Source organism: Streptococcus sanguinis (assembly GCF_020729725.1).
In the GTDB taxonomy this organism is placed as follows: domain Bacteria; phylum Bacillota; class Bacilli; order Lactobacillales; family Streptococcaceae; genus Streptococcus; species Streptococcus sanguinis_V.
In genome coordinates this window covers 236427-262834 of sequence record NZ_JAJEPA010000021.1, presented here as the reverse complement: position 1 = coordinate 262834, position 26408 = coordinate 236427, and the positions used below count along the sequence as shown (strand labels likewise).

Below are 26408 nucleotides of genomic sequence, written 5' to 3'. Positions count from 1 at the left end.
TGCTTCAGCAATATCAAGGAGAATTTAGTCGAGATGTTGTGATAGATACTAATTTATTCACAGAAAGTAATTTGGAATTCCTACTTAACAAAAAAGACCTGCCTTCATCTAAGAAGGAGGTCTTTGAAAATTTAGTTGACTTAGTAAGCTTTATTCTGCCTGCTTGTCTTCTTCAGATGCGGCAGCACCTTTTTCTCGGATAACCAAGACACCATCTTCCAAATCGGCCATCAAGTGCTTAGCATCTAGATTATCCAAGTGGAAGTCAGTCACCTTGTCACGGATTTGCTGCTCGATGACACGGCGGAGCGGACGAACACCCATGACTTGGTCATAACCAGCATCGCGCAGGAATTCCTTAGCTGCATCAGATACAGCCAGATCAATTTCTTTCTTGCTCAAGGTTTGATTTACTTCGATCAGCATGAGATTAACAATCTCCATCAAATCTTCTTTCTTGAGATGAGAGAACTCAATAACCGCATTGAAACGATTGAGGAATTCTGGACGGAAATAAGCTTTGAGTCGATCCATCAAATCAGGCTTTTCAGCATCCTCTTCCAAGCCTGCTTCGTAGCCAAAGCCAGCATTGGAAGTCGCAATGATAACCGTATTCTTGAAGTTGACTGTATTCCCTTGACCATCTGTCAAACGACCGTCATCCAGAACTTGAAGGAGAAGGGTAATCACTTGTGGATCCGCCTTTTCAATCTCATCCAAGAGAATGATAGAGTAAGGATTGCGACGCACACGCTCGGTCAGGGTGTTGTTGTTGTCATCATAACCTACATAGCCTGCAGTCGTACCAATCAACTTGGAAACAGCAGTCCGGTCGGAGTATTCTGACATATCCAGACGGATGATGGCTTCCTTGGTACCGAACATATCCAAAGCCAGTTGCTTAGCCAGCTCAGTCTTACCAACACCAGTTGGACCAACAAAGAGGAAGCTTCCGATTGGACGGTTTCCTTCGTCAAAACCTGCACGGTTACGGCGAATAGCTCTAGCCACAGCTTCTACAGCCTTGTCTTGGCCGATTACTTTAGCTTTGAGGCGGTCATTCATGCCCTTGAGGCGCTCAATGTCGCTGGCTCCCATTTGAGATACCGGCACACCCGTCATCCGTTCAACAGACTCTGCTACATCGTTGACCGTAGCTGTCACCTTCATATCCTCGGTGTGGTTTTGAATTTTCTTTTCAAGCTCTTCAATGCGAGTCTTGGCATTCAGAGCTGCTTCATAATCTTCTTTCTCAACAGCCGCTTCCTGTTTGTCTTTCTGTTCAGCAATCTCATTTTCAACCGCATGAACATCAGTCACTGGATGCTGGGCTGCCAAGTGGGCAGCAGTCACGTCGACCAGGTCAATCGCCTTGTCTGGCAGGCTTCGTTGTGGAATATACTGAACAGAGTAGTCCACAGCCGCTTTCAGCACTTCATCTGGCAGGATGACATTGTGATGCTTTTCATACAGGTCCCGAATGCCTCGAAGGATCTGATAGGTATCTTCTGCAGACGGTGCATTAACTTTGACTTCATTGAAACGACGAGCCAAAGCTGCATTTTTAAGGATAGTATTGCGGTATTCGTCCTGAGTAGTAGCCCCGATGACGGTCAACTCTCCACGAGAAAGTGCTGGTTTAAGAATATCCGCCATGCCCTTAGAGCCACTATCTCCACCGATAGATCCTGCTCCTAGGATTTGATGGATTTCATCAAAGAAGAGGATAATGTTGCCGGCTTCCTTGACTTCATTGACTAAGTTTTGGATATTTTCTTCAAAGCTACCACGATATTGAGTACCAGCTTCCAGACCGGAAATATCAACAGAGATGATTTCCTTATTCTTGATAGCCGCTGGCACATCGCCATTAACGATAGCCTGAGCCAATCCTTCTACGACGGCTGTCTTACCAACTCCGGCATCTCCGACCAATACAGGATTGTTCTTGGTCCGACGAGAAAGGATTTCAGCAGTTTCTTGGATTTCCTTATTGCGTCCAATGACTGGATCTAACTTACCATCACGAGCTTCCTGAGTTAGATTGCGACCTAGCTTAGCCAGGATACCATCCTGCTTAGGTCCTTGAGCAGCAGCTTGTCCAGTTTGCTCACCTGTTCCTTGACCAGGGAGCTTGCCAGTAGCCCGGTACTGAGCAAACTCTTCCGGTGTGACCTCTCTACCATTAATCAAGTAGCGCCGGTGTTCGCTGTTGTAGCCACCCATGCGTCCCATAAGTTGGTTGAAAAGGTCGTCCATATTGTTAAAATTGTTGTAGTTGTTGTTCATAGCATTACCTCGCTGTTTTCATATTTTGCTTTACATAATTTTTGATTTTACCAAAGTTTCAGATAAGAAATCTCTTCCTTATCCACTATAAATTTTGATTTGGGAGATCTTCTGCAATCTATTATTTTACATAACTTATTCTCTTTTCAAAAATCAAGACTGATTCAGTCTCTATTTTTATGAGTGATTTGATCTCTTTCAGCAGAAGATAATTTTACATAATTTTTAATCCTCCCAAAAATAATCGCCTTCCGGCTATATTCACATCTTCTGATTAAATTTACGTAAACTTTTTTGTTTACAGTTGTAATTTTATCATGACAGAATTTATTTGTCAATAGATTTTACATAATTTTTTAAAATAAATTTACAAATGTAATTAAAAATTGTCGTTTAGGTCCTTTTCATTCCTATAAAGATGTCTTTTTATAATAAAAATCTGGACACAATCCAGATTTTAAATCATATATTCTACACTATAGCTGGCATCGGACAGAATGCGGGACAGAAACTGTTGGGTCCGCTCTTCCTTTGGACTGCTGAAGAATTCCTGAGGAGGATTTTCTTCGATGATGTGACCTCCGTCCATAAAGATAACATGGTTGGCCACATCACGAGCAAAGCTCATCTCATGGGTCACAACAACCATGGTCACTCCCTCCTGAGCCAACTGTTTCATGACGCTGAGAACTTCACCGACCAATTCCGGATCTAGAGCCGAAGTTGGTTCATCCAGCAGGATGACATCTGGCTTGACAGCAATGGCACGCGCAATCCCAATCCGCTGCTGCTGGCCGCCTGATAGCTGAGAAGGATAGTAGTCTTTGTAGGCCAAGAGGCCCACGCGATTCAAGGACTCTTCCGCAATCTTAAGCGCTTCTTCCCTCGGTATCTTACGAGCTATCACTAAGCCTTCTAAGATATTTTCAAGGGCTGTTTTATTGGCAAAGAGATTATAATGCTGGAAGACAAAGGCCGTCTTTCTACGAATTTCCAAAATCTCCTTTTTGCTGAGCTTAGCCAAATCATAGTCCTTACCAGACAAAGTCAACTGGCCGCCATCCGCTTTTTCTAAGTGATTCAGACAGCGCAGAAATGTTGTTTTCCCAGAGCCTGACGGTCCCAGAATAACTACAACGTCACCTTGATTGACCTTGAGACTGACATCTGCCAGCACCTGGTGCTCTCCAAATCGTTTGGAGATATGTTTTACTTCTAACATAATCTTTCCTTCCTAAGCAAGAGCGTAGCGCTTTTCCAAGCCCCTAAACATCCACTGAATCAAGCCACAAATAATGAGATAAATAACAAAAATCACCAGATAAGACTCTGAATACTGGTAAGAATGGGAGGCCTCTATCTTAGCCAAGGCTGTGATATCCTTGACTGTCATGACAAATACCAACGAAGTTCCCTTGACTAGATTGATAACCAGATTGGCCAGATTGGGCAGGGCTGAGCGCAGAGCCTGAGGAAAAACAATTCTCCGATAGGCTTGAAAATTCGTTAAACCAATCGCTTGAGCCGCTTCTAACTGCCCTTTATCCACTGTTAATATGGCAGAGCGCAGTATTTCCGACAAGCTGCCTGTCGTCATCAGGCTATAAATGATGAAAGCATAGTAAAGCGGATTGAACTTAAAGACGTCTACCTGACTGCCCAGACTTTTAAAAATTTGATTCAGTAAGCTAGGAAAAAGACTATAGAAAAAGAGAATGAGCAAAATGGGAGGCGTCGCCCGAATAAAGGCCAGATAAACCACTGAAAAGGTCCGCACACCTCGAACTTTATAAATCTGCCCTAAAGCCAAGAGCAAGGCTGGAATAAAGCTGAGCAGAATAGCCACCACCATAATGATCAGGGTTACCGGTATGCCTTTCAAAGTAACCAGAAAGGTATTTACAATATAATTCAAATCCATGCTTTACCTCTCCTTGACTATCAGACTTTTTTCCAGAAGCTGGGAAGCAAGCGAAACCACTAGGGCAATCCCCCAGTAAATCAAGGCCACCGCTGTATAGGTTTCGAGGGAATAATTGCCTAGATTACGGCTGATGAGATTTTGCCCCGCTCCCATGACATCAACTGCCCCAATCGTATAAGCTAGCGCAGCATCCCGCATGAGATTAAGAAGGGCAGTAGTCAGATTGGGCAGGGCGATGCGAAAAGCCTGTGGCAGGACAATACGCAGAAAAGTCTGCACCGGTGCCAAGCCAATACTGAGACCTGCCTCGGTCTGTCCCTTGGGAACAGCAAGATAAGCTGCCTTGAAGACTTCCGCAATCATGGCCGCAAAGAGCAGAATCATGGTGATGATGACAAACACAGTCCGCGACCAATTATTGATATCCAGCCCCAGCCACCATTCTAAAAACTCTGGAATGCCATAAAAAACCAAGAAAAGTAAGACAATAGGCGGTGTACATCTAAGGATAAATATATATCCTCTAGCTAGGCCAGCAAAAGACTGCTCCTCAGAAATCTGAGCCCAAGCCAACAGACCACCCAGCAAGGAGCCAATCAAAGCTGTCACAAACATAATCCATAAAGTGGTCGGCAGAGCCTGCAGCAGACTAGGCAGCAGGCCAAAGACACGGGATAAGTCATACGAGACCATAATTTTCTTCTCCTTCGACAGTGATTAGATAGAATAAGCTTCTCTTGGGCGGGCACTTTCAGCTTGGAGCAGCCATGCTCTCGCCTAGTTATCCTCTTTGAAAATTCCTTCAAACAGCAGCAAGGTCAGCTTAGAAGCCACCAACTCTATATTCAGCCAGCTTCTCAGTCAGCCTTTTGATTTTCCGTAATCAGCAGACAGCAGCCACTAATCCTTGTCCACATAAGAGAAGACATCTTCTCCGAAATACTTTTCAGATAGTTTAGCCAAGGTTCCGTCCTTTTCCAGTTCCTTAATTGCCTTCTCGTATGCCTTGGCAAATTCTTCATTTTTTTCGTTTTTATGAAGCAGGGGATAGGTCGGAATCCCCTTGTAAGGGAACCAAGTCAGTTGATCCGCATACTGGTGGTAAGAACCTTCCTTGTCAGTCACAGCTTTTTCAAACGACAGCTTGATGTCAAAGAAGGCATCGTAGCGTCCTTCCAGAACCCAAGCATAAGCATCAGCCACCTTGAAGGACTCTGCTGCAGTCAAATCAATAGGAGCACCGCTATGCTTTTGGTTATACTCTTCGATAACCGCCCATTGAGCATTCTGCGGAGAAATTGGTACCAGCTTGCCCTTTTCCTTGGCAAAGTCATCAATGGTTTTGTATTTTTCAGCGTCTTCCTTGCGGATAGTGAAACCGATAATGCTAGCACCGATTGGGCTTTTTGGAATGATGAACTTCTTCGCCCGCTCTTCGGTGTACCATGCTCCCTTGGTTCCGATGTCATATTTTCCAGATTCCAGACCGACTAAGAGATCTTCATCACTGGTACCAGTATATTCAAACTGATAGTCTGGCAGCTTTTCATCAATGGCCTTGAGAACAGCAACCTCATAGCCATCTGACTCACCTTTTTCATCCACAAAGTCATAAGGAACATAGTTCTGTGTATGTGCCACTTTCAAAGTCGTGACCTTACCGCCGCCTGATGCAGAGCTGCTCGTCTTGCTAGATGAAGCACCTGTCAAGGTCCGCCCCAAATAAGTCGCCGCTACAATAGCAATCACTGCTGCTCCACCAATAATCCATTTTTTCTTGCTCATTCTTTCGTCTCCTTCTTATGTTAAGCTTGCTGCTTGGCGAACCCACTGAATCCGCTCTGCTTCAATATCGCTTGGAATAGTACAGTCAGCCCCGATAATCAAAGCTTCCTTGCCAGCTCCTGCTATCAGCCGCTTGGTCTCATCTTGAATAGCCGCTTGACTGCCCGTGTAGAGCAGGCCGTCCTTGCCATTTTCAAAGCCACCCAGGACAGTCCGACCGCCAAATAATTTCCGGCCCTCCGCTAGGCTGATGCCTTCTGGCCCCACTGCCCAGTTGATGACCTGAGCTGGATAATCTGTGAAAAGATGAACATCATTTCGCGCGCCTTCGTATCCACAAATGTGCAGGATATTCACTCCGCCAGCTGCATTGGCTGCTTCCAGCACCGCCAAATCACTAGGAGCAATAAAAGCCTTATAGTCTTCAGCCGATACCCGCGCATCCTGAATGCTCTGAACGCTAAGGTAGATTCCATCCGCACCAGCTTCCTTGATAATCCGCTCTGTCAGAGCTGCAATATCTTGAGCAATTACATCCAGCACCCGCTTCGTGAGCACTGCATCCTCTGCCAAGAAATCTGCAATGATATCATCCCCTCCGGCAACCTTGCCGACCAACCATTTGAAATAGGTCACTGGCGCAAAAATATTGTAAATAGCGACCAAGTCCTCTGTGAAGCCATCCCTGATCTTCTGAACCAGCTCCACCTGCTCACTAATCCAAGGATGGTCAGCACCTAGCGGCTCAATATCTGCCAAGTCTTTGATAGATTGGACTTTTTTCAAGCGTTCATTAGGATAGGCAAAATAACCATCACTCATCAGCTTGATAAAGTCTGGCTCGACTTCTGCCAGAAAAGCTTGATGGCCGGACAGATTTTTCTCAATAATGGCCTGATTCCCAAAACCAGTCAGCCACTCCTCTTCGCTGGTAAAATGATGCCAGAAACCAACTGGCACTCGGTCAACGGACTCTCCTCTGAAAGCCTTCAGTACTAATTCTCTTTTTGAAGTCATCTTCTCTCCTTTTTTATTGTTCCTATCTAGCCAATGAGTTGTTTTTTAGCTTTTTCATTGGACTAATTCATCATTTTAAGTAAAATTCTAATCCGACAAGAGCAGAGCAGCGATATCATTGGGCTGCATCAAGCCAGTTGACTGATCTGGTAATTTCTTGAGCACCTGCAAATCATCTTCTTTTTTGTCTGAAGACTGATGAGCATAAATCTGACTGATGCTCAGAAAGGTTCCTATTATCAAGAATATCAGAGCAAGAGCTGCAAGCCTTTTTTGATACCGATTCATCTATCTCCCTCCTTGAAAGAGTTGAAAAATGCTCTTTAGAACTTTGGCAATTCCATCAGAACTGACTAGCTGCCTGACGAATCCAGTCCAATCTTTCTATTTCAAAATCATCTGGTACAGTGCAGTCAGCCCCTAGAATCACTCCCTGACTGCCAGTTTCAGCCAGCAGCCGCTTGGTCTCAGCCTCTAACTCTGCACGACTGCCTGTATTTAGAAGAGCTGCTCTGCCATTTTCAAAGCCGCCCAGGACAGTCTGACCGCCAAAGAGCTTACGCCCTTCCGCTAAGCTGATCCCCTCATGGTGAGTTGCCCAGTTAAACACTTGAGCTGGGTAATCCTTGAACAGTTCTAAATCATTGCTGGCCCCTTCAAAGCCGCAGATATGGAGAATATTCTGACCGCCAGCCGCATTGGCCGCTTCCAGAACCTTGACCGTACTAGGCTCAATATAACGACGATAACTGGCCTCATCTACCCGACCGTCTTGGATTTGCTGGGTACTGAGATAAATCCCCTCAATGCCTGCTTCCTCAATGATACGTCTAGTCAAAATAGCAATATCGCCAGCAATGACATCTAAAACATGTCCTGTCAGCTCGGAATCCTCTGCCAGAAAATCTGCAATCTCTCTATCTCCTCGTGACCCTTCCCTGCGGAACCAGCGCTTGAGATAGGAGACCGGCGCAAAGATATTGTAGAAGGAAGCGAGGTCCTCTGGATAGCTTGCTTTTACAGCCTTAACCATCTCAATCTGCTGCTCAATCCAAGGATGATGCTCACCGATAGACTGAATAGCAGCCAAGTCCCGAATGGACTCAATATGATCCGAATAAAGCGCGCTAGGATACTTAAAGAAGCCATCGCTCATAATCTTGACAAAGTCTGGTCGTGCAGCTCGAACATAAGCAGCATGCCCCTCAACACTTTTATTGAAAATCACTGGATTATCTAGTCCTAGCATCTTTTCCTCTTGGCTTACAAAGTGAAACCAGAATCCAACAGGCACTCGGTCAACTTCTTCACCCCGAAAAGCTCTCAGCACTAATTCTTTCTTGCTGACCATTGCTTCCTCCTTCTTTGAATTTGTAATATATCTTACCATCCTCTCCTTCTTCTGGGAAATATATTTTCCCTATCAGCCTGATTAAAAATATTTATCAAAGCAAAATAAAAAAGCTAGACTAAGCTAGCTTTTTCAAGGCTTTTCAGACTCTGCTGAATAACCTTATTTTTTGTACCCTTTTTAGATAAGTACCATATATATTTTCTATGGATGAGATAGGTAATTTTTATCAAAAAACTGCTACTCCGATCTTACTTACCCTTAGCTGCAAAATACTCCCGCACGAGCGGTGCAACCTTGGTGCCAAAGAGTTCGATAGACTGGAGAACCTGCTCATGCGGAAGCGATCCCAACGGCAGATGCAGCATGAAGCGGTCCAGTCCCAGCTCCTCTATCATCTTGATTAATTTCTGAGCGACATTTTCAGGGCTACCGACAAACATGGCCCCCTCTGGTCCTACCTGATCCAGGTATTGCTCATAGGTCATCTCCCGCCAGTGAGGGCGGTCCTTAGAGATAGCGTCCACTACCTGCTTGGTCGGATGGAAGTAAGTCCGGACCGCCTCCTCATTATCCTCCATGACCCAGCCCCAAGAGTGGGCAGCGATCTTCAACTTTTCATCTGAGTGGCCACTTTCCTGCCCAATCCGGCGATACGCATCCAGCAGGGGCTTGAAGCGCTTAGGCTGTCCACCGATAATGGCATACGCAATTGGCAGGCCCTTCTGGGCGACCTTAATGGTGGACTCGACATTGCCCCCCGTCGCTACCCAAACTGGCAATGTTTCTTGCACAGCCCGTGGGTAGACTTCCCGATTGTCAATAGTCTGCGTCAGCTTGCCCTTCCAATTTAGCCGAGTCTCGGTACTGGCATAGAGGAGCAGGTCCAGCTTTTCATCAAAAAGCTCTTCATAATCCTTCAAGTCATAGCCAAAGAGCGGAAAGGACTCGATAAAAGAGCCACGGCCAGCCATGACCTCTGCTCTGCCATTTGACAATGCATCAATCGTCGCATACTGCTGGTAGACTCGAATAGGATCCAAGCTCGACAGGACACTGACAGCACTGGTCAGACGAATCTTCTCCGTCTTGATCGCGCCAGCCGCCAGCACAATCTCCGGCGCAGAGACCGCAAAGTCCTCCCTGTGATGCTCTCCAATGCCATACACGTCCAGCCCCACCTTGTCTGCCAGCTCAATCTCTGCTATCAGCTGCCGAATCCGCTCATCATGAGTATAGGTCTGCCCTGTCCCCTCCAGCGGCGTTGTCTCTCCAAAAGTAGAAATACCTAATTCCACCATGCTTTTGTCCTCCTGATATTTAAGATAAAAATATTTTATCACTAATTAGTGATAAATACAAAAATGATGCTCAACCTATTTGTCCATCTGTATGAAATAGGATGACTGTCGTCAGCATGGCTTTGCCATGGTCGAAAGAGACTTCCAAAGAGCATCGTCACCAAAATACCATACCAAAAGCCCCAGAAAAATCTGAGGCTTAGTATTATTATCAAGATTGGTTAGAAAGCTTATTCTACAGTGACAGACTTAGCCAGATTACGCGGTTTGTCAACATCCAGACCACGGTGCAAGGTTGCAAAGTAAGCAATGAGCTGTGTCGGTACCACCATAGAGATTGGTGACAGGTATGGATGAACCTGATTGAGTACGATATCGTCTCCCTCCTTGGCTACATTCTCCTCAGCAATGGTCAGCACCTTGGCTCCGCGCGCCACAATACTCTCTCTGAAATTGTAAATAAAAGATAAATTAACTGACAACAATAAAATGATAGCTGATGAACTAAAGATCATCAGCTATCATTTTATTTGGGGGGCACTAATTAACTTCATATCAGCTCTACAATCCGATTAATCAATTCTTTATCGTCTAAACCTGTAACTTGAACAACAACGTCTCTGATTGGCTCATTGCTTAAAAGTTGGTCTAATTTAACACTTTCTTCATCATTTACATCGCGATAGTCAAAGGCATAGCCAACTGTTTTAAGTAGATTTTCATAAGACAAACCGCGTTCTTTCAATTCACGAATCGGTCGGATGAACCGTTCATTATAACCTAATTTTCGGATTGGAGTACGAGCTACCCGGCTAACCTCATCCACTATGAAAGGATTTTCGAAACGTTCTATAATGACTTTGTGATAATTTTCTAACTCTTTTTTATCAAAGTTCCATTTGGCAATCAAGAGACTGCGAATTTCAGCTAAAACGGCTTCAATCTGAGACTTGATATCAGGATTCTGGAGAGCTTCCAAAATTGTCTTGGCACCATAATGAGCACCAATGTAAGCTGAAGTTGCATGTCCAGAATTGACTGAAAAAAGTTTTCGCTCAATAAAAGGTTCCAAATCTTCTTCATAATGAACATCTTCTAGACGTAAATTTAGATTTTTAAGACGCTTGGTTTCCACGACCCATTCATTAAAGGGCTCGACAACAACAAAAAGAGGATCTTCGTGACTTTGTGCTGGAACAATCCTGTCTACTGCAGCATTTGGAAAACCTATATAGTTCTCAGCAAATGTCAACCCTTCCGGACTTAAATATTTCTTGACTTCTTGATAGAGAAATTGAGATCCTCCAATCATATTTTCACAGGCCATAACATCCAATGCTTGCGTATTTCCTGCAGCCCGTCGAGCTTCGATTCCCTTAGCTAGAAGTTCAGCGATAAAAGGGAGTATATTAGGTCCGATTGCAGTAGTAATGATATCCGCCTTTTGAATCGCTTCAATAACTTGCTCAGGATGTTCCTTACTATTAATGCCAGCCACATTAGCTATCTCTATGCGGGGCTGTCCTTCCTGAGCAATTTCAATTTCATACTTGCTCTTTTCATTTAGAGCATGAATTATCTGATTATTGACATCCACAAAATCAATATGAAAACCATTTTTGAATAGAATTTCGCCTATAAAACCTCGACCGATATTGCCGGCACCAAAATGAACAGCATGTTTCATTGAATTTCTCCTTTTCTTGTTTGAGGGACATATATACTAGATGATAAATGAAGAAATTCGATTATTCAACAGCATCAAGTAAGCGCAATACTTCCTCTTCTGACTGAGCATCTGCTAATTTAAGAACATTATCTACATCTGCACAGAAGATAGAAATTTTCTGAATAATTTCTAAGTGTTCATTACCAATACCAGCAATACCAAAAAGAACTGTTGCCACTTGAGGGCTAGATTCATTCCCAAAATCAACCCCTCTTGGGACTTGAACGACTGTTATGCCAGACTTGAGGACATCCTTTTTTGCTGCATCTGTTCCATGCGGTATGGCGATAAAGTTACCCATATAAACAGACAGCTCTTTATCACGTTCAATCATGGCTTCAATATAGTCTTCATTAACATATCCACCCTCATAAAGAACTTGCCCACAATAACGGATAGCTTCCTCCTTGTTAGAAAATTGTTTATTAAGCTTAATCAAATGTTTTTCAAGTTTCATGTTAGTTCTCCAATTTCTTAATTTTTTCGTTAAAAATAGTATTTAGCATCTGATAAATAATGGATTGATTTCCCGTCTTGTAAATCTCTGTATAAAGATGATTTTCAATAATCGACTGACTGATAGCTGTCATTAAATCTCTCACTTCCTCGCTAGCCTCCTTAGACATAAGCATTAGCAGACACCTTTTGACCTCTTCTTCCTCTCGTTTCATTGACAATGCGGAGATAGGTAGTTTGAGTTCAAACATAGTAAAACTATTTGTTGTTACCTTGCTAGACTGACTATGTAAAAGTACCAGACCAGTATTAGGAATAGCCATAGGACTATTATGGAAGTGTGATAATAATTTTCTTGTTAGATAATCACAGTCACTCACATTCTTCTGATATTGGATGATTTGTTCTACCGTGCGCTCAAATGATTGCTCATTCTCCAATTGTACCAGCTCAAATTGACTCAAAAGCTGACTGCTAGATATCAAATAATCTTGCAAGTCATAACTTTTCTCCGGAGCGATAGCATCACGCGCGACAATCGTGCGATGTGCCTGTACATACTGAAGCCGTTCCTGCAGTTCAAGCAATTCTTTGACGGTTGGAAAACTAGAAATTACATCAATTTCCTGATTAGCCAGTGGCTTGGTAGATAAAATATAATCATACTGACTGAGATCAATACTATGATAGTCTGCTAGAGACTGAATATCTATCCACTCTACGAAAGGAGCAACACTCTTAATTTTACTGACTAATAAATCTCTAGTGACCCGACGTTCGTCCGTTAAAAGCAAAATACGGACTGGATAAATCTCTGGACTGCGACCTAAGCTAGAGATAAAATGTAGGGCAATCATGCCATACTCATACTCTGTATGAAGGTATTTCGGAAAAATATCATTCACCAAAAGACTGATGACTGTATAAAGAAATTTATTTCTTTCAACTAAAAGCTGGACAGATTCTGGTAAATTTTCACCCTGAAAAAGAATAGGGACGCCTAAACTGAGCCGAATATGATGGAAAAGAAAATTGAATAAAACCTTGTCCTTAAAAAAGTCAATCTTGGTGTACATGGAAACCGTATCAATCAGATTTGAAATATTGTAGAAAAATTCACCATCAAATTTCTCCGTAAAGAGCGGGTTTTCCTGACGTTTAATGATTAATTCATCCAAGATGCTCGCAAAATAGATAATTTCCTGAATACTATAAAATTGCTCAGTCTGCTTAGAGTAAGCTTGAAAAATTTTTTGAGAAATCTCCAAAGCTTGCTTACTAGTATTAGGCAAATTTTCAATGTTTTGCTCCTGACCTATAAGAGATAACAAGATTGCAAAAAACATCTTCATCCTAGCATCCATATCTGGAAAACCTGACAGTTGCTTATTAACAATCTGACTGGCCAGCCGAGTTCTGTCTGCTTCTAAAATATCAAAGCTTCCAAAATTGCTGGTTGAAAAATCTGACACTGAGATACAGTTTGTCAGTAAAATAGCCAAAAATCTTCTCTTACTAACTGAATCACCAGAAATCCGATAACCCTTTTGCCGTTCAATTTTCAGATCAAAGTCTAAAAGACGCTTATCTATATCTGAAATATCCTGAATAATAGTTACATTACTGACTTTCGTGCACTCTTGCAAGGCTTCATTGGTGACAAAACCATTCTCAGTCAGAAGGCGATAGGTAATCAACTCTTGTCTTTCTTGGGGACTATACTCAACTAACACTTCAAGTTCTGTCGGTAGATCGTCCAGTTCTCCAGTCAAAATATAGTATTTCCCATGCTTCGTTATTTCAATCCCATATTGCTCTATGCTATCTGTCAAATCTGATAAAGTCCGATAAATTGTTCTAGATGAGACCTGTAAGATTTCAGTCATGTCTTGTATTGAAAGCTTCCCTACATGTAGGAAAGCCTTCAATAATTGTTCTTCTCGTTTGGTTAATAGCATTCGTAATTTAGAAACCTCTAGTTCTATTTATACATTCTAGCAACCATTTTATCATATTCTGGTGTTGTTACTAAACTATCCACAATAAGAAATTGAGAATTCGGTGCTGCTTGTTGCACTTCTGCCTGTAAAGCAATAGTTGTTACAATCATTATGTTTTTAGAATTAAATTCACCTAATTCTGAAATTTTGGCAGTAGAAACTGGAATACGAATATTCTTGTTTCTAAAGATAGCCCGAATCGTTTCACAGCCCATAGTTGCAGATCCTTGTGCTTTACCATAAGCAACTACTACAGCATCAATATGGTTAAGGTCAATTTCCTGACTATCTACTGGTGCTGAAGTTGGTATATCTCCTTCAATTTCTGCTATTGGAGAAGCTCCTGTTAATGAAGCTACAATTTCATCATAACGAGGGGACGCTAAGAAATTATCAACAGAAACATGAATAGCACTTGGACTCTTGCCTTTAGCCCTTGGTGTCAGTTCTTCCTGAGTAACAATTAATGTTTTTGGTGTATCAACCAAGTTTGAGATGGCCTGATTAGATACTGGAATTCCCAGACCTGCTTTTTTAACCTTATCACGGAGAATACTAGCTCCCATCGCAGAGCTTCCCATGCCAGCATCACAAGCAAAAATAATTTTCTCTACTGAATCTCTTGAAATGTTTGTATCTACAGCAACTGGAACTACTTGCCCCTTAGATTTAGCCTTTGCAGCTTGAGTAGCAGCTTGAGCAGCTTCTAACGAATCATCAGTCGACTTATCTGCACGTAGGATAAGAGCTGCTACAAGGAAAGAGACAATTGCTCCCACTAATACCCCAAGCAGGACATTAAGATGAGGCCACATACCTTTTGGAGCCATAGCCATAATCGCAATGATAGATCCTGGAGAAGCTGGAGATTTAAGACCAGCATCTAAAAATTGGAATGTAAAGGTACCTGATACACCTCCAGCAATCGCAGCTAGGAAAAGAATTGGCTTCATCATAACATAAGGGAAGTATATTTCATGGATACCACCGAAGAAATGGATAACCATTGCTCCCCAAGAAGAAGATTTCGCAGAACCCTTACCAAACAAGGCGTAAGCCAAGAGAATACCCAGACCTGGTCCAGGATTAGCCTCTAAGAGGAAGAGAACAGATTTACCAGCTTGAGATACTTGCTCAGCTCCTAGAGGTGTAAAGATTCCATGATTAAGAGCATTGTTAAGGAAAAGTACCTTTGCTGGTTCGATGATAATGTTTGCCAAAGGTAGAAGTTTAGCATTGACAATAGCCTCAACACCATTTCCAACAGCTCCAGTAAGAGTCGATACCACTGGACCGATTGCGTAGAAAGCCAAAAGCAGTAATGCAAAACCAACTAGACCAGCTGAAAAGTTATTAACTAACATTTCAAAGCCAGGACGAATTTTTTCCTGGAACTTCTCATCAAATTTCTTGATAGCCCAGCCTCCCAGTGGCCCCATTACCATAGCTCCGATAAACATAGGAACACTAGAACCTGTGATCGCACCAACAGTAGCAATAGCCCCTACGACGGCACCACGTTGTCCATGAATTACATAACCGCCCGTGTAACCAATTAGAGTCGGCAATAGATAAGTCAACATAGGACTAACAATAGCAGCCAATTGCTCATTTGGTAGATAGCCATCAGGAATAAAGAGGGCAGTTAACACTCCCCAAGCAATAAAAGCCCCAATATTGGGCATAACCATGTTTGAAAGTGATGTTCCCAGTTTTTGAACTCTAACTTTCAAAGATACTTTTTCTTCCATTAGGATTTTCCTCCTTTTCTTTAATTCTAGTATATACAAAAATGAAAACGCTTAAAACTAAAGCTTTGTCACAGATTTTGTGCCAAAAAATCAACTTTTGTCACAAAATTCTCTTTATTTTGCCATATAACAATATAAAATGTACTGAAAATCGCATCAAAAATTCAAATTATGAGTTATAAAAAATAGGCTGTAAAATCTAAGAGATAACCCTCCTAGTCTTACGCCTATTGTTCATCTATTTATTATTCAACTGTAACGGCCTTAGCCAAATTGCGCGGCTTATCTACATCTAGTCCACGGTGAAGTGAAGCGTAGTAAGCAATCAATTGAGTAGGAATAACCATAGAAATACTAGATAGATATGGATGAACTTTGTTGACAATAATATCATCCCCTTCTTTTTCTATTCCTTCTTCCACAATAGTCAGAACATTAGCACCACGTGCTACTACTTCAGAAACATTCCCACGAGTATGAGAAGCAACGGTTGGATTGTCAGAAATCAACGCAATAACAGGTGTACCATCTTCTATTAAAGAGATGGTTCCATGTTTGAGCTCTCCAGCCGCAAAACCTTCACATTGAATATAAGAAATTTCCTTAAGCTTGAGGCTAGCTTCCATAACTACATAATAGTCTTGACCGCGCCCGATATAGAAAGCATTACGTGTCGTTTCCAAGAGTCCACGAACCTTTTCTTCAATTAACTCTTTTTCAGAAAGAGTCGACTCAATAGACTGAGCTACAATTGAAAGTTCACGCACTAAATCGAAATTTTTTGCTTTTTCATTACCATTGGCTTCTCCAACTGCTTTAGCAAGAAATGCCAGAGTCGCTACTTGTCCCGTATAAGCCTTCGTTGAAGCTACGGCAATTTCTGGACCGGCATGCAATAACATAGTATAAGTTGCTTCACGAGAAAGCGTAGAACCTGGAACATTAGTCACAGTCAAGCTTGGAATTCCCATTTCATTAGCTTTAACTAAAACTTGACGGCTATCAGCAGTTTCACCAGATTGACTGAGCAAAATAAACAATGGTTTTTTACTCAAAAGTGGCATAGCATATCCCCATTCAGAGGCAATTCCTAGCTCCACAGGTGTATCAGTTAATTCTTCTAGCATCGTTTTAGAAGCATAGCCTGCATTATAAGAAGTTCCAGCTGCAATGATATAAATTCGATCAGCTTCCTGAACCGTTTTAACAATCTCAGGATCCACGACCATCTGTTGATTCTCATTAGAGTATGTGTTGATTAGCTTACGCATCACAGTTGGCTGCTCATCGATTTCCTTGAGCATATAGTATGGATAAGTTCCCTTACCGATATCGGACAGATCTAGCTCAGCTGTATAGCTTTCACGCTCCAGAATATTCCCATCATAATCCTGTACTTCCACACTGTCTTTACGGACAATAACCAGCTCTTGATCATGAATTTCCATAAACTGATTTGTCTCGCGAATCATGGCCATGGCATCTGAGCAGACCATATTGTAGCCATCACCCAGTCCAACTAGAAGAGGAGATTTATTTTTAGCAACATAGATAACATCTGCATCTTCTGAATCCACCAAAGCAAAGGCATAAGAACCACGGATAATGTGGAGAGCTTTTTTAAAGGCTTCTAAAACAGACAAGCCTTCTTCTTCAGCGAATTTGCCAATCAGGTGCACAACAATCTCCGTATCTGTCTGACCCTTGAAGTCATGATCAGCTAAGTAAGTATTCTTTATATCAAGGTAGTTCTCAATCACACCGTTGTGAACCAAGACAAAACGGCCTGTCTGTGAAGTATGAGGATGGGCATTATTTTCACTAGGTTTTCCATGAGTAGCCCAACGAGTATGTCCAATACCAGTAGTCCCAGCGACATCAATGCCAATTTTAGCATGTAGATCAGCGATACGACCGACAGACTTGACCAGACTAGAAGTTTTCCCTGTTGTTACAAAAATTCCAGCCGAGTCATAACCACGGTATTCCAGCTTTTCCAAGCCCTGCATCAAGATATCAGTTGCATTGCGATTTCCGACAACTCCGACAATTCCACACATAACATTACTTCTGATTTCCTATATTTTAGAAACCAGCCCTTCTTATTAAAAATTGGTATAGTATGCTTGAAGTTAAATAATTTCAACAAAGATAGTATACACACAGTTTTTTCGTTTGTCAAGTATAAAATTGGTATAGTTTTCTTTAAGAAAAGTATGCTTAGCTTCTCTTACCACAAAACAGCCCCTTTAAGCATTTAAAAAAATGGACAGATGTGACAAAACTGACTTTCTATGGGACTAATAAAAATTAGAGAATAGACCTATACATTCCCATAGCCCTGTCTCTGATAATTATCGCAAAACAGCATACAGAAAAAGAGACTCAAATGAGCCTCTTTCTTTTACCATTGAATTATTTAGCGATTTTCGCGAAGTATTCAAGAGTACGTACAAGTTGTGCAGTGTATGACATTTCGTTGTCGTACCATGATACAACTTTAACCAATTGTTTGCCGTCAACATCAAGAACTTTAGTTTGAGTTGCGTCGAACAATGAACCGTAAGCCATACCTACGATATCTGAAGATACGATTGGATCTTCTGTATAACCGTATGATTCGTTAGCTGCTGCTTTCATAGCTGCGTTTACTTCATCAACTGTTACGTTCTTTTCAAGAACAGCAACCAATTCAGTAACTGATCCAGTTGGAGTTGGAACGCGTTGTGCAGATCCGTCCAATTTACCGTTCAATTCTGGGATAACCAAACCGATAGCTTTAGCAGCACCAGTTGAGTTAGGAACGATGTTTGCAGCACCAGCGCGAGCACGACGAAGGTCACCACCACGGTGTGGTCCGTCAAGGATCATTTGGTCACCAGTGTAAGCGTGGATAGTAGTCATCAAACCTTCAACAACACCGAAGTTGTCTTGAAGTGCTTTAGCCATTGGAGCCAAGCAGTTTGTAGTACATGAAGCACCTGAGATAACTGTTTCAGTACCATCAAGAATGTCGTGGTTAGTGTTAAATACAATTGTTTTAACATCATTTCCACCAGGAGCAGTGATAACAACTTTCTTAGCACCACCTTTAAGGTGTTTTTCAGCAGCATCTTTCTTAGCAAAGAAACCAGTTGCTTCAAGAACGATTTCTACACCGTCAGTTGCCCAGTCAATTTGTTCTGGGTCACGTTCAGCAGAAACTTTAACGAATTTACCGTTAACTTCGAATCCACCTTCTTTAACTTCAACAGTACCATCGAAACGACCTTGAGTTGTGTCGTATTTCAACAGGTGTGCAAGCATTACTGGATCTGTAAGGTCGTTGATGCGAGTAACTTCAACACCTTCTACGTTTTGGATACGACGGAAAGCAAGACGACCGATACGACCGAAACCGTTAATACCAACTTTAACTACCATTCGTGATTTCCTCCTTATGAAAATCAAAAAATTTTTATGTGAAAAGAGTAACTTGAGTTGCTACAAATCACCTTTCAACATTTCTATTATATACTTAATTGAGGTAAAATGCAACTGATTTCATTGTTATTAACAAGTATTATGAATTCTTTCACTAACTTTCATTTCGGCTTTCATTGATTTGAAAAAGCAAAGCAGTATCTTTTGAAAATGTAGAAATACAACTTACAAAACAGAATAGAAATTATAAATTCAGATTCATTTGATCAATTATTTCCCCTTTTTATTGAAGGGTCGGTTCTCTAAAAAATAGAAAAAGCACCCGCGAACACGAGTGCCAAGGTTTGCTCAAAGCTTAAGCTTCACCTTTGTTTTTCTTAATGATTTCTTCTTGTACTGACTTAGGTACATCTTCGTAGTGGTCAAATACCATCATGAAAGTACCGCGTCCTTGTGATGCTGAACGAAGAACTGTTGCATAACCAAACATTTCAGCAAGTGGAACATAGGCACGAACGATTTGGCTGTTACCATGAGCTTCCATACCATCAACACGTCCACGACGAGCTGTTACGTGACCCATAACATCACCAAGGTTTTCTTCAGGAACAGTGATTGTTACCAACATCATTGGCTCAAGGATAGCTGGTTGTGCAGTCTTAGCAGCTTCTTTCAAAGCAAGTGATGCCGCAACCTTGAAGGCTGTTTCAGATGAGTCGACATCGTGGTATGAACCATCATAAAGTTTAGCTTTCACGTCAACGATTGGGTAACCAGCAAGGACACCGTTCGCCATTGACTCAACCAAACCTTTTTCTACCGCTGGGATGAATTCACGTGGAACCACACCACCGACGATAGCATTTTCAAACTCGAAGCCTTTTCCTTCTTCATTTGGTGTAAATTCGATCCAAACGTCACCGAATTGACCTTTACCACCAGATTGGCGTTTGAAGAATCCACGAGCTTGAGTAGGAGCACGGAATGTTTCACGGTAAGATACTTGAGGTGCACCTACATTAGCTTCAACCTTGAACTCACGACGCATACGGTCAACAAGGACATCCAAGTGAAGCTCACCCATACCAGAGATAACTGTTTCACCAGTTTCAACGTTTGTTTCAACACGGAATGTTGGATCTTCTTCAGCCAGTTTTTGCAGAGCAATACCCATCTTGTCTTGGTCAGCCTTAGACTTAGGCTCAACCATCAGCTGGATAACTGGTTCTGGAACGTTGATAGACTCAAGGATGATTTTAGCTTTTTCATCTGTCAATGAGTCACCAGTAGTTGTATCTTTCAAACCTACGGCAGCAGCGATATCACCCGCATAAACAGTTTCAATTTCATTACGGCTGTTAGCGTGCATTTGCAGGATACGTCCGATACGCTCACGTTTACCTTTAGAAGTGTTCAATACGTATGAACCGCTGTTCAGGACACCTGAGTAAACACGGAAGAAAGTCAAACGACCTACGAATGGGTCAGTCATGATCTTGAAGGCAAGAGCTGCAAATGGCTCTTCATCAGATGCAGGACGAGTTTCTTCTTCTTCTGTATCTGGGTTGATACCTTTGATTGCTGGGATGTCAAGTGGGCTTGGAAGGTAGTCGATAACTGCATCAAGCATCAACTGAACACCCTTGTTCTTGAAGGCAGAACCACACAATACTGGGAAGAATTCAACGTTGATAGTCGCTTTACGGATAGCAGCTTTCAATTCTTCATTTGTGATTTCTTCACCTTCAAGGTATTTCATCATCAATTCTTCATCAGTTTCAGCAACTGCTTCCACCAATTTTTCACGGTATTCTTGCGCTTGCTCAAGGTATTCAGCTGGGATATCTTCTTCCAAAATATCTGTACCAAGGTCGTTAGTATAGATTTCAGCCTTCATCTTGATCAAGTCGATAATTCCGCGGAAGTCATCTTCTGAACCAATTGGCAATTGGATTGGATGAGCGTTTGCTTGAAGACGATCATGCAAAGTGCTTACTGAGTAAAGGAAGTCAGCACCAATCTTGTCCATCTTGTTAGCAAATACGATACGAGGAACTCCGTACTCAGTTGCTTGGCGCCAAACTGTTTCAGTTTGAGGCTCAACACCTGATTGTGAGTCAAGAACGGTTACCGCACCGTCCAAGACACGAAGAGAACGTTGTACTTCGATTGTGAAGTCCACGTGTCCCGGTGTGTCGATGATGTTTACGCGGTGGTTGTTCCATTGGGCTGTTGTCGCAGCAGATGTGATAGTGATACCACGCTCTTGCTCTTGCTCCATCCAGTCCATTTGTGACGCACCTTCGTGAGTTTCACCGATTTTGTGGATTTTACCAGTGTAGTAAAGAATACGCTCAGTTGTTGTTGTTTTACCAGCATCGACGTGGGCCATGATACCGATATTACGAGTTTTTTCAAGTGAAAATTCGCGAGCCATTTGGTTATTTCTCCTATTAATTTATTTTACAATTTATTATAACATTATTTAGCAAAAACGGATAGGCAGGACCTACCCGTTCTCAATGTTTATCTTGTTTTGTTGGTTTCAACTTGTAGATAAGTTGAATTGACCTCGGGCTAAAAGCTCGGCAAATAGATAAGCTTTCCTAGAATCTTTGATTCCGCGTCAAGCTTCCTAATTTTTAGTCGCTTTTTCAACGCCCTTAGTATCTTATTCTTACCAACGGAAGTGTGCGAAGGCACGGTTAGCTTCTGCCATACGGTGAGTGTCTTCACGTTTCTTAACAGCTGCACCAGTGTTGTTAGATGCATCCAAGATTTCTTTTGCAAGGCGGTCAACCATTGTGTGCTCACCACGTTGACGAGCAATAGTTACCAACCAGCGAAGTCCAAGTGTTGTACGACGTTCTGGACGAACTTCAACCGGAACTTGGTAGTTTGAACCACCGACACGGCGAGCACGAACTTCAAGTACAGGCATGATGTTTTCCATAGCTGTTTCAAATACTTCCAGCGCATCGTTTCCAGTTGCTTCTTTGATTTGGTCAAAAGCTCCGTAAACGATAGAAGCCGCTGTACCACGCTTACCATCAAGCATAACGCGGTTGATAAGACGAGTAACTAATTTTGAATTGTAAAGCGGATCTGGCAATACTTCGCGCTTAGGCGCTTGGTTTTTACGACTCATTTATCTTTCTCCCCTTTCCTTATGCTTTTGGTTTTTTAGTACCGTATTTAGAACGGCCTTGTTTACGATCAGTAACACCTGCTGTATCAAGTGCACCGCGGACGATATGGTAACGTACCCCTGGAAGGTCTTTTACACGTCCACCACGAAGAAGCACAACACTGTGCTCTTGCAGGTTGTGTCCGATACCTGGGATGTAAGCTGTAACTTCAATCAGGTTGCTCAGACGTACACGGGCAAATTTACGAAGGGCAGAGTTTGGTTTCTTAGGTGTCATAGTTCCGACACGGGTTGCAACTCCACGTTTTTGTGGTGAAGATACGTTTGTTTGAACTTTTTTATGGCTGTTGTAACCAACGTTCAAAGCTGGTGATTTAGATTTTTCTACTTTTGATTTACGCGGTTTGCGAACCAATTGGTTAATTGTAGGCATCTACATTCTCCTGTATTTTTTTAATTTTGGTGATGATACACTTGGTGACAGCTACCATCTGCGTGTACTTTTGCAACATTTGTCAGCACGTCTCTGTACACTTTTGAGAGACCAAAAGTAAAAAGTACCGTCTATCATTATAGCACGACGATACTTTTCTGTCAATACATTTTTTCTATTTTAAGCTTATCTCTGCTTATTAGATTGCTGCTAACTTATTGCTGCGGCTGAGCCACTGCTTCTTCTGATACAGCAGCTGGATTTTCAGAAATAGCTGTCTGGGCTGCTTCCGGATCAATCAAGACTGATATCGCCTGAATACGGCTTTGGAATCTAGCTTTCGTCGCTGCATCCTTAACCTTCTCTACTGCAGTCTTAGCCAGCTGCAAATCTTCCAAAGTTTGCATGGTTTCAAGCTGTTTAACGGCTTCTTCTGCGCCCTGAACTGCTTGCTCCTCTTCCTGAATTTCTTTTTCCTGTGCTTCTTTTTGAGCAGAAGACAGTTGTAAGGAAGAGCTGCTTGATGCGATGCTGGCAGCCGAACTAACTGAATTCCTATTGGTATTAGACTGCCCCTGCACAAAAACCATGCCAGTAATCAGAATCCCAAATAAAATCGACAATACTCCTAAACGAATCCACAGCGGACTGTGGTCAAACTTTTCTAAAACTGTTTTCATCTATAATCTCCGCCCTTTTCCCTAATCAAAAATATTTCCAATTTCCACATCAATGGTATTCGCCTTGACATCAATATTGGTCACTTTCAAGAGCGATTTATAGTCCAGATAATCGCGATTGGCCTGCGCGTTGTCCGCAAAGACAGCTACACCTGCCAACTCAGAGTCAAACTCAGATAAGAGGCTAATCATCCCTGTAATGGTCCCCCCGCCTTTGAGGAAGTCATCCACAATCAAGACGCGGCTGCCGGCCTTGAGACTGCGCTTGGACAAGAACATCTTTTCGATACGATCTCCGCTGGAGCCTGATACGTAGTTGACACTGACCGTTGACCCTTCTGTAATCTTTAAATCCCGACGAACGATGACAAAAGGTACATTAAGTACATTGGCTACTGCATTGGCCAAAGGAACACCCTTAGTCGCAACCGTCATGACCGCATCAATCTGTTGATCCTTAAAACTTTTGGCAATGATTCGGCCGATATTATTCAAAATGGATGGAGTGCTGAGCAGATCAGATAGGTAAATGTAGCCCCCCGGAAGAATCCGATTGCTTTCAGACAGCTGATCACAAAGACCTTGTACAATGGTCTTAGATTCTGTATCGGAGATGGATGGGCTAAAAATGACTCCTCCACCAGCACCAGTAATCGTTTCGATAGTCCCAATTTCAATCTCTTCAAATGCACGCTTAATAATGACAATATCTTCTGAAATAGAAGATTTGGCAGATTCATATTTTTCTGCAAATGTATTTAAGCTCGTTAATTCATAAGGATGGTTAATCAAATAATTAGAAATAACCACCATACGCTCACTTCTTCTTAATTTCATTTTTTCACCAATTAAAGTTATTTTATTCATTATACCATAACAGAAACAAAAAAACGAACATTCTTTTCCAAGTAATGTCCATTTTTCGTATTTTACTGTTCAAGTTTTGGTTTGTAGAAAGAACGGCCTTCAAGAGCGAATATTTTATTGCTCATTTCACCTGGATCAACAAGTCCTAAGGCAGCAGTCATCATCATCATCTCCGCATCCAGATTATCAATCATGTGCAGAATTTCTGCCTCCATAATCTTAGGCCGTACAGGACTGCCATATTCCAAGAGACCGTGGTGGCTGAGAAGGACATGGCGCAGGACAATAACCTCTTCCTTACTATCGTCAATTTTCAGCTCCATCAGGGTCTTGGTCAACTCTTCATCAATCAAAGCAATGTGCCCAATCAGATTGCCTCGCACAGTGTACTCTGTATTTTCCGGACCAGTGAGTTCAATAACCTTGGCCAAGTCATGAAGCATGATCCCAGCAAAGAGCAAGCTTTTATTAAGCTGAGGATAAATGTCTCCGATAGCATCGGCCAGCTTGACCATAGTAGCGGTGTGAAAGGCCAGACCAGACTCAAAAGCATGGTGATTGGTCTTGGCAGCTGGATAAGAATAAAACTCCTTGTCGTACTTGCTATAAAGCGAGCGGACCACGCGCTGCCAGACCGAATTCTCAATCTTAAAAATCATCTGAGATAAATAGTCTCGAATTTCTTTCTGGTCAACTGGCGGTTTTTCCTTGAAATCCGCTGGATCATTGGGCTCTCCAGCCTTAGGAAGACGCAGGGTCAGTTGATTTACCTGGGGTGTGTTATTGTAGACTTCTCGTCGGCCTTGCATGTGCACGACCTTGCCAGCAGTGAATTCTTCAACATTATGTGGCTGAGCATCCCAGAGTTTGCCTTCAATTACCCCTGTATCATCTTGGAACGTAAAGGCCAGATAATTTTTTCCAGCCCTTGTCTGACGGACTTCTGCTGACTTGATCAGATAGAAACCTTCAAACAGTTCATCTTTTTTCATTTGATTAATCTTCATTGTTTTCCCTTTCTTCTGAAAAATCAAGTAAGTTCAAATCGAGGTCTCGATCAGACAGCTCAATATGGCGTAAGGTTCTTTCGATAGCTCCTGTCCGCCGGGTTAAGAGTTCATCAATGTTACCCGAAGCATGTTGCAAGTGTTTTTGTGCCTTGGTCAGAATGCCACCGAACTTGTTAAACTCGGATTTGACTGAGCCCAGAACCTTGCTGATGTCGTCCGCACTTTTTTGGATATTGAGCGTTTTAAATCCGACAGACAGTGAATTAAGCAAGGCAGAAAGGGTCGACGGACCCGCCACCACAATCTGCTCCTCCCGTCGCAAACTGTCAAAAAAGGCTGGATTGCGGACAACTTCCGAATAGAGACCTTCCGTTGGCAGAAACATAATTCCAAAATTGGTCGTAGCCGGCGGTGCCAGATATTTACTCTTAATATCCTTGGCAAAGCGCTTGACACTTGCTAAGAGAGACTTGCGGTAGAACTCAATCTCTTCCTTACTGCCAGACTCATAAGCATCTTCCAAACGGTAGTAATCAGCCAGAGGGAACTTAGAATCAATGGGCAGATAGACATATTCATGCTCCGTCTGTCCCGGCAGTTTAATAGCATATTCGACACGCTCACTGGAGCCGGCCACTGTCACAAACTCTCGCTCATACTGACTGGCCGTCATGATGTCCTCAATAATCTGCCCCAGCTGCAGTTCCCCTAGAATCCCTCGTGTCTTGGTGTTGGATAAGACCTTATTCAGCGTGCCGACATCTCGAGCAACACTCTGCATTTCTCCCAGACCGCGATTGACAGACTCCAACTGCTTAGAGACGGTTTCAAAAGAGGTCTGAAGACGAGTCTGAAGTGTTTTTTCCAATTTTTCTTCAACGGTCTGCCGCATCTGCTCTAGACGAGTTTCATTGGACTCTTGGATTTGCCGCATACGCTCGTCAGTTTTATCCCGATTCTTGGTCAGGTTATCGCTGATTTCCAAGCGCAGCTCTGTCAAGTTGCGGTGCAAATCTGTCCTGACCTCGCTCAAGCGGTCTCCCAGAGCTAATTCCAGCTCTTTCTGAGCTGTTTGTTTTTTCTGACTTTCCTGCTCCAAGCGATAGTCCAACTGATCCGATAGATGATCCGCCTGATTTTCCAAGACTTGCTTTAGCGTCTCGGTCTGCTGACTAAGCTTTTGCCATAGGAAAAAGGTCAGCACTAGATTTCCCAAAAGAATGAGGATGATTATAAACTCCATA

The 26408-nt window shown here is 42.5% G+C and carries 22 protein-coding genes and 1 pseudogene; all 23 read right to left on the bottom strand.

Annotated features, from left to right (window positions below):
* Positions 1-150: 150 nt before the first annotated feature.
* Positions 151-2289: an ATP-dependent Clp protease ATP-binding subunit gene (locus K4I03_RS11460; RefSeq protein ID WP_002908665.1), complete on the bottom strand. Its 2139-nt coding sequence runs from the start codon at positions 2287-2289 to the stop codon at positions 151-153.
* Positions 2290-2746: 457 nt separating this feature from the next.
* Positions 2747-3511 (bottom strand): amino acid ABC transporter ATP-binding protein, encoded by a 765-nt coding sequence (locus K4I03_RS11455; RefSeq protein ID WP_002908664.1) that lies wholly within the window; start codon positions 3509-3511, stop codon positions 2747-2749.
* A gap of 12 nt (positions 3512-3523) precedes the next feature.
* On the bottom strand, positions 3524-4210 hold the full coding sequence (locus tag K4I03_RS11450) for an amino acid ABC transporter permease (RefSeq protein ID WP_002908663.1): 687 nt from the start codon (positions 4208-4210) through the stop codon (positions 3524-3526).
* 3 nt (positions 4211-4213) lie between these two features.
* Positions 4214-4906, bottom strand: coding sequence for an amino acid ABC transporter permease (locus K4I03_RS11445; RefSeq protein ID WP_002908662.1), 693 nt, complete (start codon positions 4904-4906; stop codon positions 4214-4216).
* A gap of 207 nt (positions 4907-5113) precedes the next feature.
* Positions 5114-5998, bottom strand: coding sequence for a transporter substrate-binding domain-containing protein (locus K4I03_RS11440; protein WP_002908661.1), 885 nt, complete (start codon positions 5996-5998; stop codon positions 5114-5116).
* Between the two features lie 15 nt (positions 5999-6013).
* The gene (locus K4I03_RS11435; protein ID WP_227965428.1) at positions 6014-7015 is read right to left on the bottom strand and encodes a uroporphyrinogen decarboxylase family protein; all 1002 of its coding nucleotides are present in this window, start codon (positions 7013-7015) and stop codon (positions 6014-6016) included.
* An 87-nt stretch (positions 7016-7102) separates the two neighbouring features.
* Entirely contained in the window at positions 7103-7303 is a 201-nt protein-coding gene (locus tag K4I03_RS11430) for a hypothetical protein (protein ID WP_002893853.1), read from the bottom strand.
* A gap of 55 nt (positions 7304-7358) precedes the next feature.
* Positions 7359-8405, bottom strand: a complete 1047-nt coding sequence (locus K4I03_RS11425) for a uroporphyrinogen decarboxylase family protein (RefSeq protein WP_223315027.1) — start codon at positions 8403-8405, stop codon at positions 7359-7361.
* Between the two features lie 212 nt (positions 8406-8617).
* Entirely contained in the window at positions 8618-9667 is a 1050-nt protein-coding gene (locus K4I03_RS11420; RefSeq protein ID WP_223315028.1) for an LLM class flavin-dependent oxidoreductase, read from the bottom strand.
* A 230-nt stretch (positions 9668-9897) separates the two neighbouring features.
* Positions 9898-10158: pseudogene (locus tag K4I03_RS11415) on the bottom strand (glutamine--fructose-6-phosphate transaminase (isomerizing)); the annotation flags it as partial.
* A 59-nt stretch (positions 10159-10217) separates the two neighbouring features.
* A complete protein-coding gene (locus K4I03_RS11410; RefSeq protein WP_223315029.1) occupies positions 10218-11354 on the bottom strand; it encodes a mannitol-1-phosphate 5-dehydrogenase in 1137 nt (378 codons plus the stop codon).
* Positions 11355-11415: 61 nt separating this feature from the next.
* Entirely contained in the window at positions 11416-11853 is a 438-nt protein-coding gene (locus tag K4I03_RS11405; protein ID WP_223315030.1) for a PTS sugar transporter subunit IIA, read from the bottom strand.
* Position 11854: 1 nt separating this feature from the next.
* Entirely contained in the window at positions 11855-13810 is a 1956-nt protein-coding gene (locus tag K4I03_RS11400) for a BglG family transcription antiterminator (RefSeq protein ID WP_223315031.1), read from the bottom strand.
* A 23-nt stretch (positions 13811-13833) separates the two neighbouring features.
* Entirely contained in the window at positions 13834-15603 is a 1770-nt protein-coding gene (locus tag K4I03_RS11395) for a PTS mannitol-specific transporter subunit IIBC (RefSeq protein ID WP_223315032.1), read from the bottom strand.
* 245 nt (positions 15604-15848) lie between these two features.
* The gene (glmS, locus tag K4I03_RS11390; RefSeq protein WP_223315033.1) at positions 15849-17663 is read right to left on the bottom strand and encodes a glutamine--fructose-6-phosphate transaminase (isomerizing); all 1815 of its coding nucleotides are present in this window, start codon (positions 17661-17663) and stop codon (positions 15849-15851) included.
* 355 nt (positions 17664-18018) lie between these two features.
* Complete coding sequence (gene gap / locus K4I03_RS11385; protein WP_002899102.1) at positions 18019-19026, bottom strand: type I glyceraldehyde-3-phosphate dehydrogenase; 1008 nt, start codon at positions 19024-19026, stop codon at positions 18019-18021.
* A gap of 355 nt (positions 19027-19381) precedes the next feature.
* Positions 19382-21463, bottom strand: coding sequence for an elongation factor G (gene fusA / locus K4I03_RS11380; protein ID WP_223315034.1), 2082 nt, complete (start codon positions 21461-21463; stop codon positions 19382-19384).
* A 240-nt stretch (positions 21464-21703) separates the two neighbouring features.
* Positions 21704-22174 (bottom strand): 30S ribosomal protein S7, encoded by a 471-nt coding sequence (rpsG, locus tag K4I03_RS11375; RefSeq protein ID WP_002893865.1) that lies wholly within the window; start codon positions 22172-22174, stop codon positions 21704-21706.
* Positions 22175-22193: 19 nt separating this feature from the next.
* Complete coding sequence (gene rpsL / locus K4I03_RS11370; RefSeq protein ID WP_002893867.1) at positions 22194-22607, bottom strand: 30S ribosomal protein S12; 414 nt, start codon at positions 22605-22607, stop codon at positions 22194-22196.
* A gap of 215 nt (positions 22608-22822) precedes the next feature.
* On the bottom strand, positions 22823-23287 hold the full coding sequence (locus K4I03_RS11365; protein ID WP_227965425.1) for a hypothetical protein: 465 nt from the start codon (positions 23285-23287) through the stop codon (positions 22823-22825).
* Positions 23288-23308: 21 nt separating this feature from the next.
* On the bottom strand, positions 23309-24124 hold the full coding sequence (gene purR / locus K4I03_RS11360) for a pur operon repressor (protein WP_227965423.1): 816 nt from the start codon (positions 24122-24124) through the stop codon (positions 23309-23311).
* 92 nt (positions 24125-24216) lie between these two features.
* Positions 24217-25161: a 3'-5' exoribonuclease YhaM family protein gene (locus tag K4I03_RS11355; RefSeq protein ID WP_227965421.1), complete on the bottom strand. Its 945-nt coding sequence runs from the start codon at positions 25159-25161 to the stop codon at positions 24217-24219.
* A complete protein-coding gene (gene rmuC, locus K4I03_RS11350) occupies positions 25151-26407 on the bottom strand; it encodes a DNA recombination protein RmuC (protein WP_227965419.1) in 1257 nt (418 codons plus the stop codon). The genes K4I03_RS11355 and rmuC overlap by 11 nt, the downstream gene beginning before the upstream one ends.
* Position 26408 lies beyond the last annotated feature (1 nt).

Excerpts from the sequence above, each read along its gene's own strand:
- K4I03_RS11460 (WP_002908665.1), bottom strand. The coding sequence starts at position 2,289 with ATGAACAACAACTACAACAATTTTAACAATATGGACGACCTTTTCAAC.
- K4I03_RS11455 (WP_002908664.1), bottom strand. The coding sequence starts at position 3,511 with ATGTTAGAAGTAAAACATATCTCCAAACGATTTGGAGAGCACCAGGTG.
- K4I03_RS11450 (WP_002908663.1), bottom strand. The coding sequence starts at position 4,210 with ATGGATTTGAATTATATTGTAAATACCTTTCTGGTTACTTTGAAAGGC.
- K4I03_RS11445 (WP_002908662.1), bottom strand. The coding sequence starts at position 4,906 with ATGGTCTCGTATGACTTATCCCGTGTCTTTGGCCTGCTGCCTAGTCTG.
- K4I03_RS11440 (WP_002908661.1), bottom strand. The coding sequence starts at position 5,998 with ATGAGCAAGAAAAAATGGATTATTGGTGGAGCAGCAGTGATTGCTATT.
- K4I03_RS11435 (WP_227965428.1), bottom strand. The coding sequence starts at position 7,015 with ATGACTTCAAAAAGAGAATTAGTACTGAAGGCTTTCAGAGGAGAGTCC.
- K4I03_RS11430 (WP_002893853.1), bottom strand. The coding sequence starts at position 7,303 with ATGAATCGGTATCAAAAAAGGCTTGCAGCTCTTGCTCTGATATTCTTG.
- K4I03_RS11425 (WP_223315027.1), bottom strand. The coding sequence starts at position 8,405 with ATGGTAAGATATATTACAAATTCAAAGAAGGAGGAAGCAATGGTCAGC.
- K4I03_RS11420 (WP_223315028.1), bottom strand. The coding sequence starts at position 9,667 with ATGGTGGAATTAGGTATTTCTACTTTTGGAGAGACAACGCCGCTGGAG.
- K4I03_RS11410 (WP_223315029.1), bottom strand. The coding sequence starts at position 11,354 with ATGAAACATGCTGTTCATTTTGGTGCCGGCAATATCGGTCGAGGTTTT.
- K4I03_RS11405 (WP_223315030.1), bottom strand. The coding sequence starts at position 11,853 with ATGAAACTTGAAAAACATTTGATTAAGCTTAATAAACAATTTTCTAAC.
- K4I03_RS11400 (WP_223315031.1), bottom strand. The coding sequence starts at position 13,810 with ATGCTATTAACCAAACGAGAAGAACAATTATTGAAGGCTTTCCTACAT.
- K4I03_RS11395 (WP_223315032.1), bottom strand. The coding sequence starts at position 15,603 with ATGGAAGAAAAAGTATCTTTGAAAGTTAGAGTTCAAAAACTGGGAACA.
- glmS (WP_223315033.1), bottom strand. The coding sequence starts at position 17,663 with ATGTGTGGAATTGTCGGAGTTGTCGGAAATCGCAATGCAACTGATATC.
- gap (WP_002899102.1), bottom strand. The coding sequence starts at position 19,026 with ATGGTAGTTAAAGTTGGTATTAACGGTTTCGGTCGTATCGGTCGTCTT.
- fusA (WP_223315034.1), bottom strand. The coding sequence starts at position 21,463 with ATGGCTCGCGAATTTTCACTTGAAAAAACTCGTAATATCGGTATCATG.
- rpsG (WP_002893865.1), bottom strand. The coding sequence starts at position 22,174 with ATGAGTCGTAAAAACCAAGCGCCTAAGCGCGAAGTATTGCCAGATCCG.
- rpsL (WP_002893867.1), bottom strand. The coding sequence starts at position 22,607 with ATGCCTACAATTAACCAATTGGTTCGCAAACCGCGTAAATCAAAAGTA.
- K4I03_RS11365 (WP_227965425.1), bottom strand. The coding sequence starts at position 23,287 with ATGAAAACAGTTTTAGAAAAGTTTGACCACAGTCCGCTGTGGATTCGT.
- purR (WP_227965423.1), bottom strand. The coding sequence starts at position 24,124 with ATGAAATTAAGAAGAAGTGAGCGTATGGTGGTTATTTCTAATTATTTG.
- K4I03_RS11355 (WP_227965421.1), bottom strand. The coding sequence starts at position 25,161 with ATGAAGATTAATCAAATGAAAAAAGATGAACTGTTTGAAGGTTTCTAT.
- rmuC (WP_227965419.1), bottom strand. The coding sequence starts at position 26,407 with ATGGAGTTTATAATCATCCTCATTCTTTTGGGAAATCTAGTGCTGACC.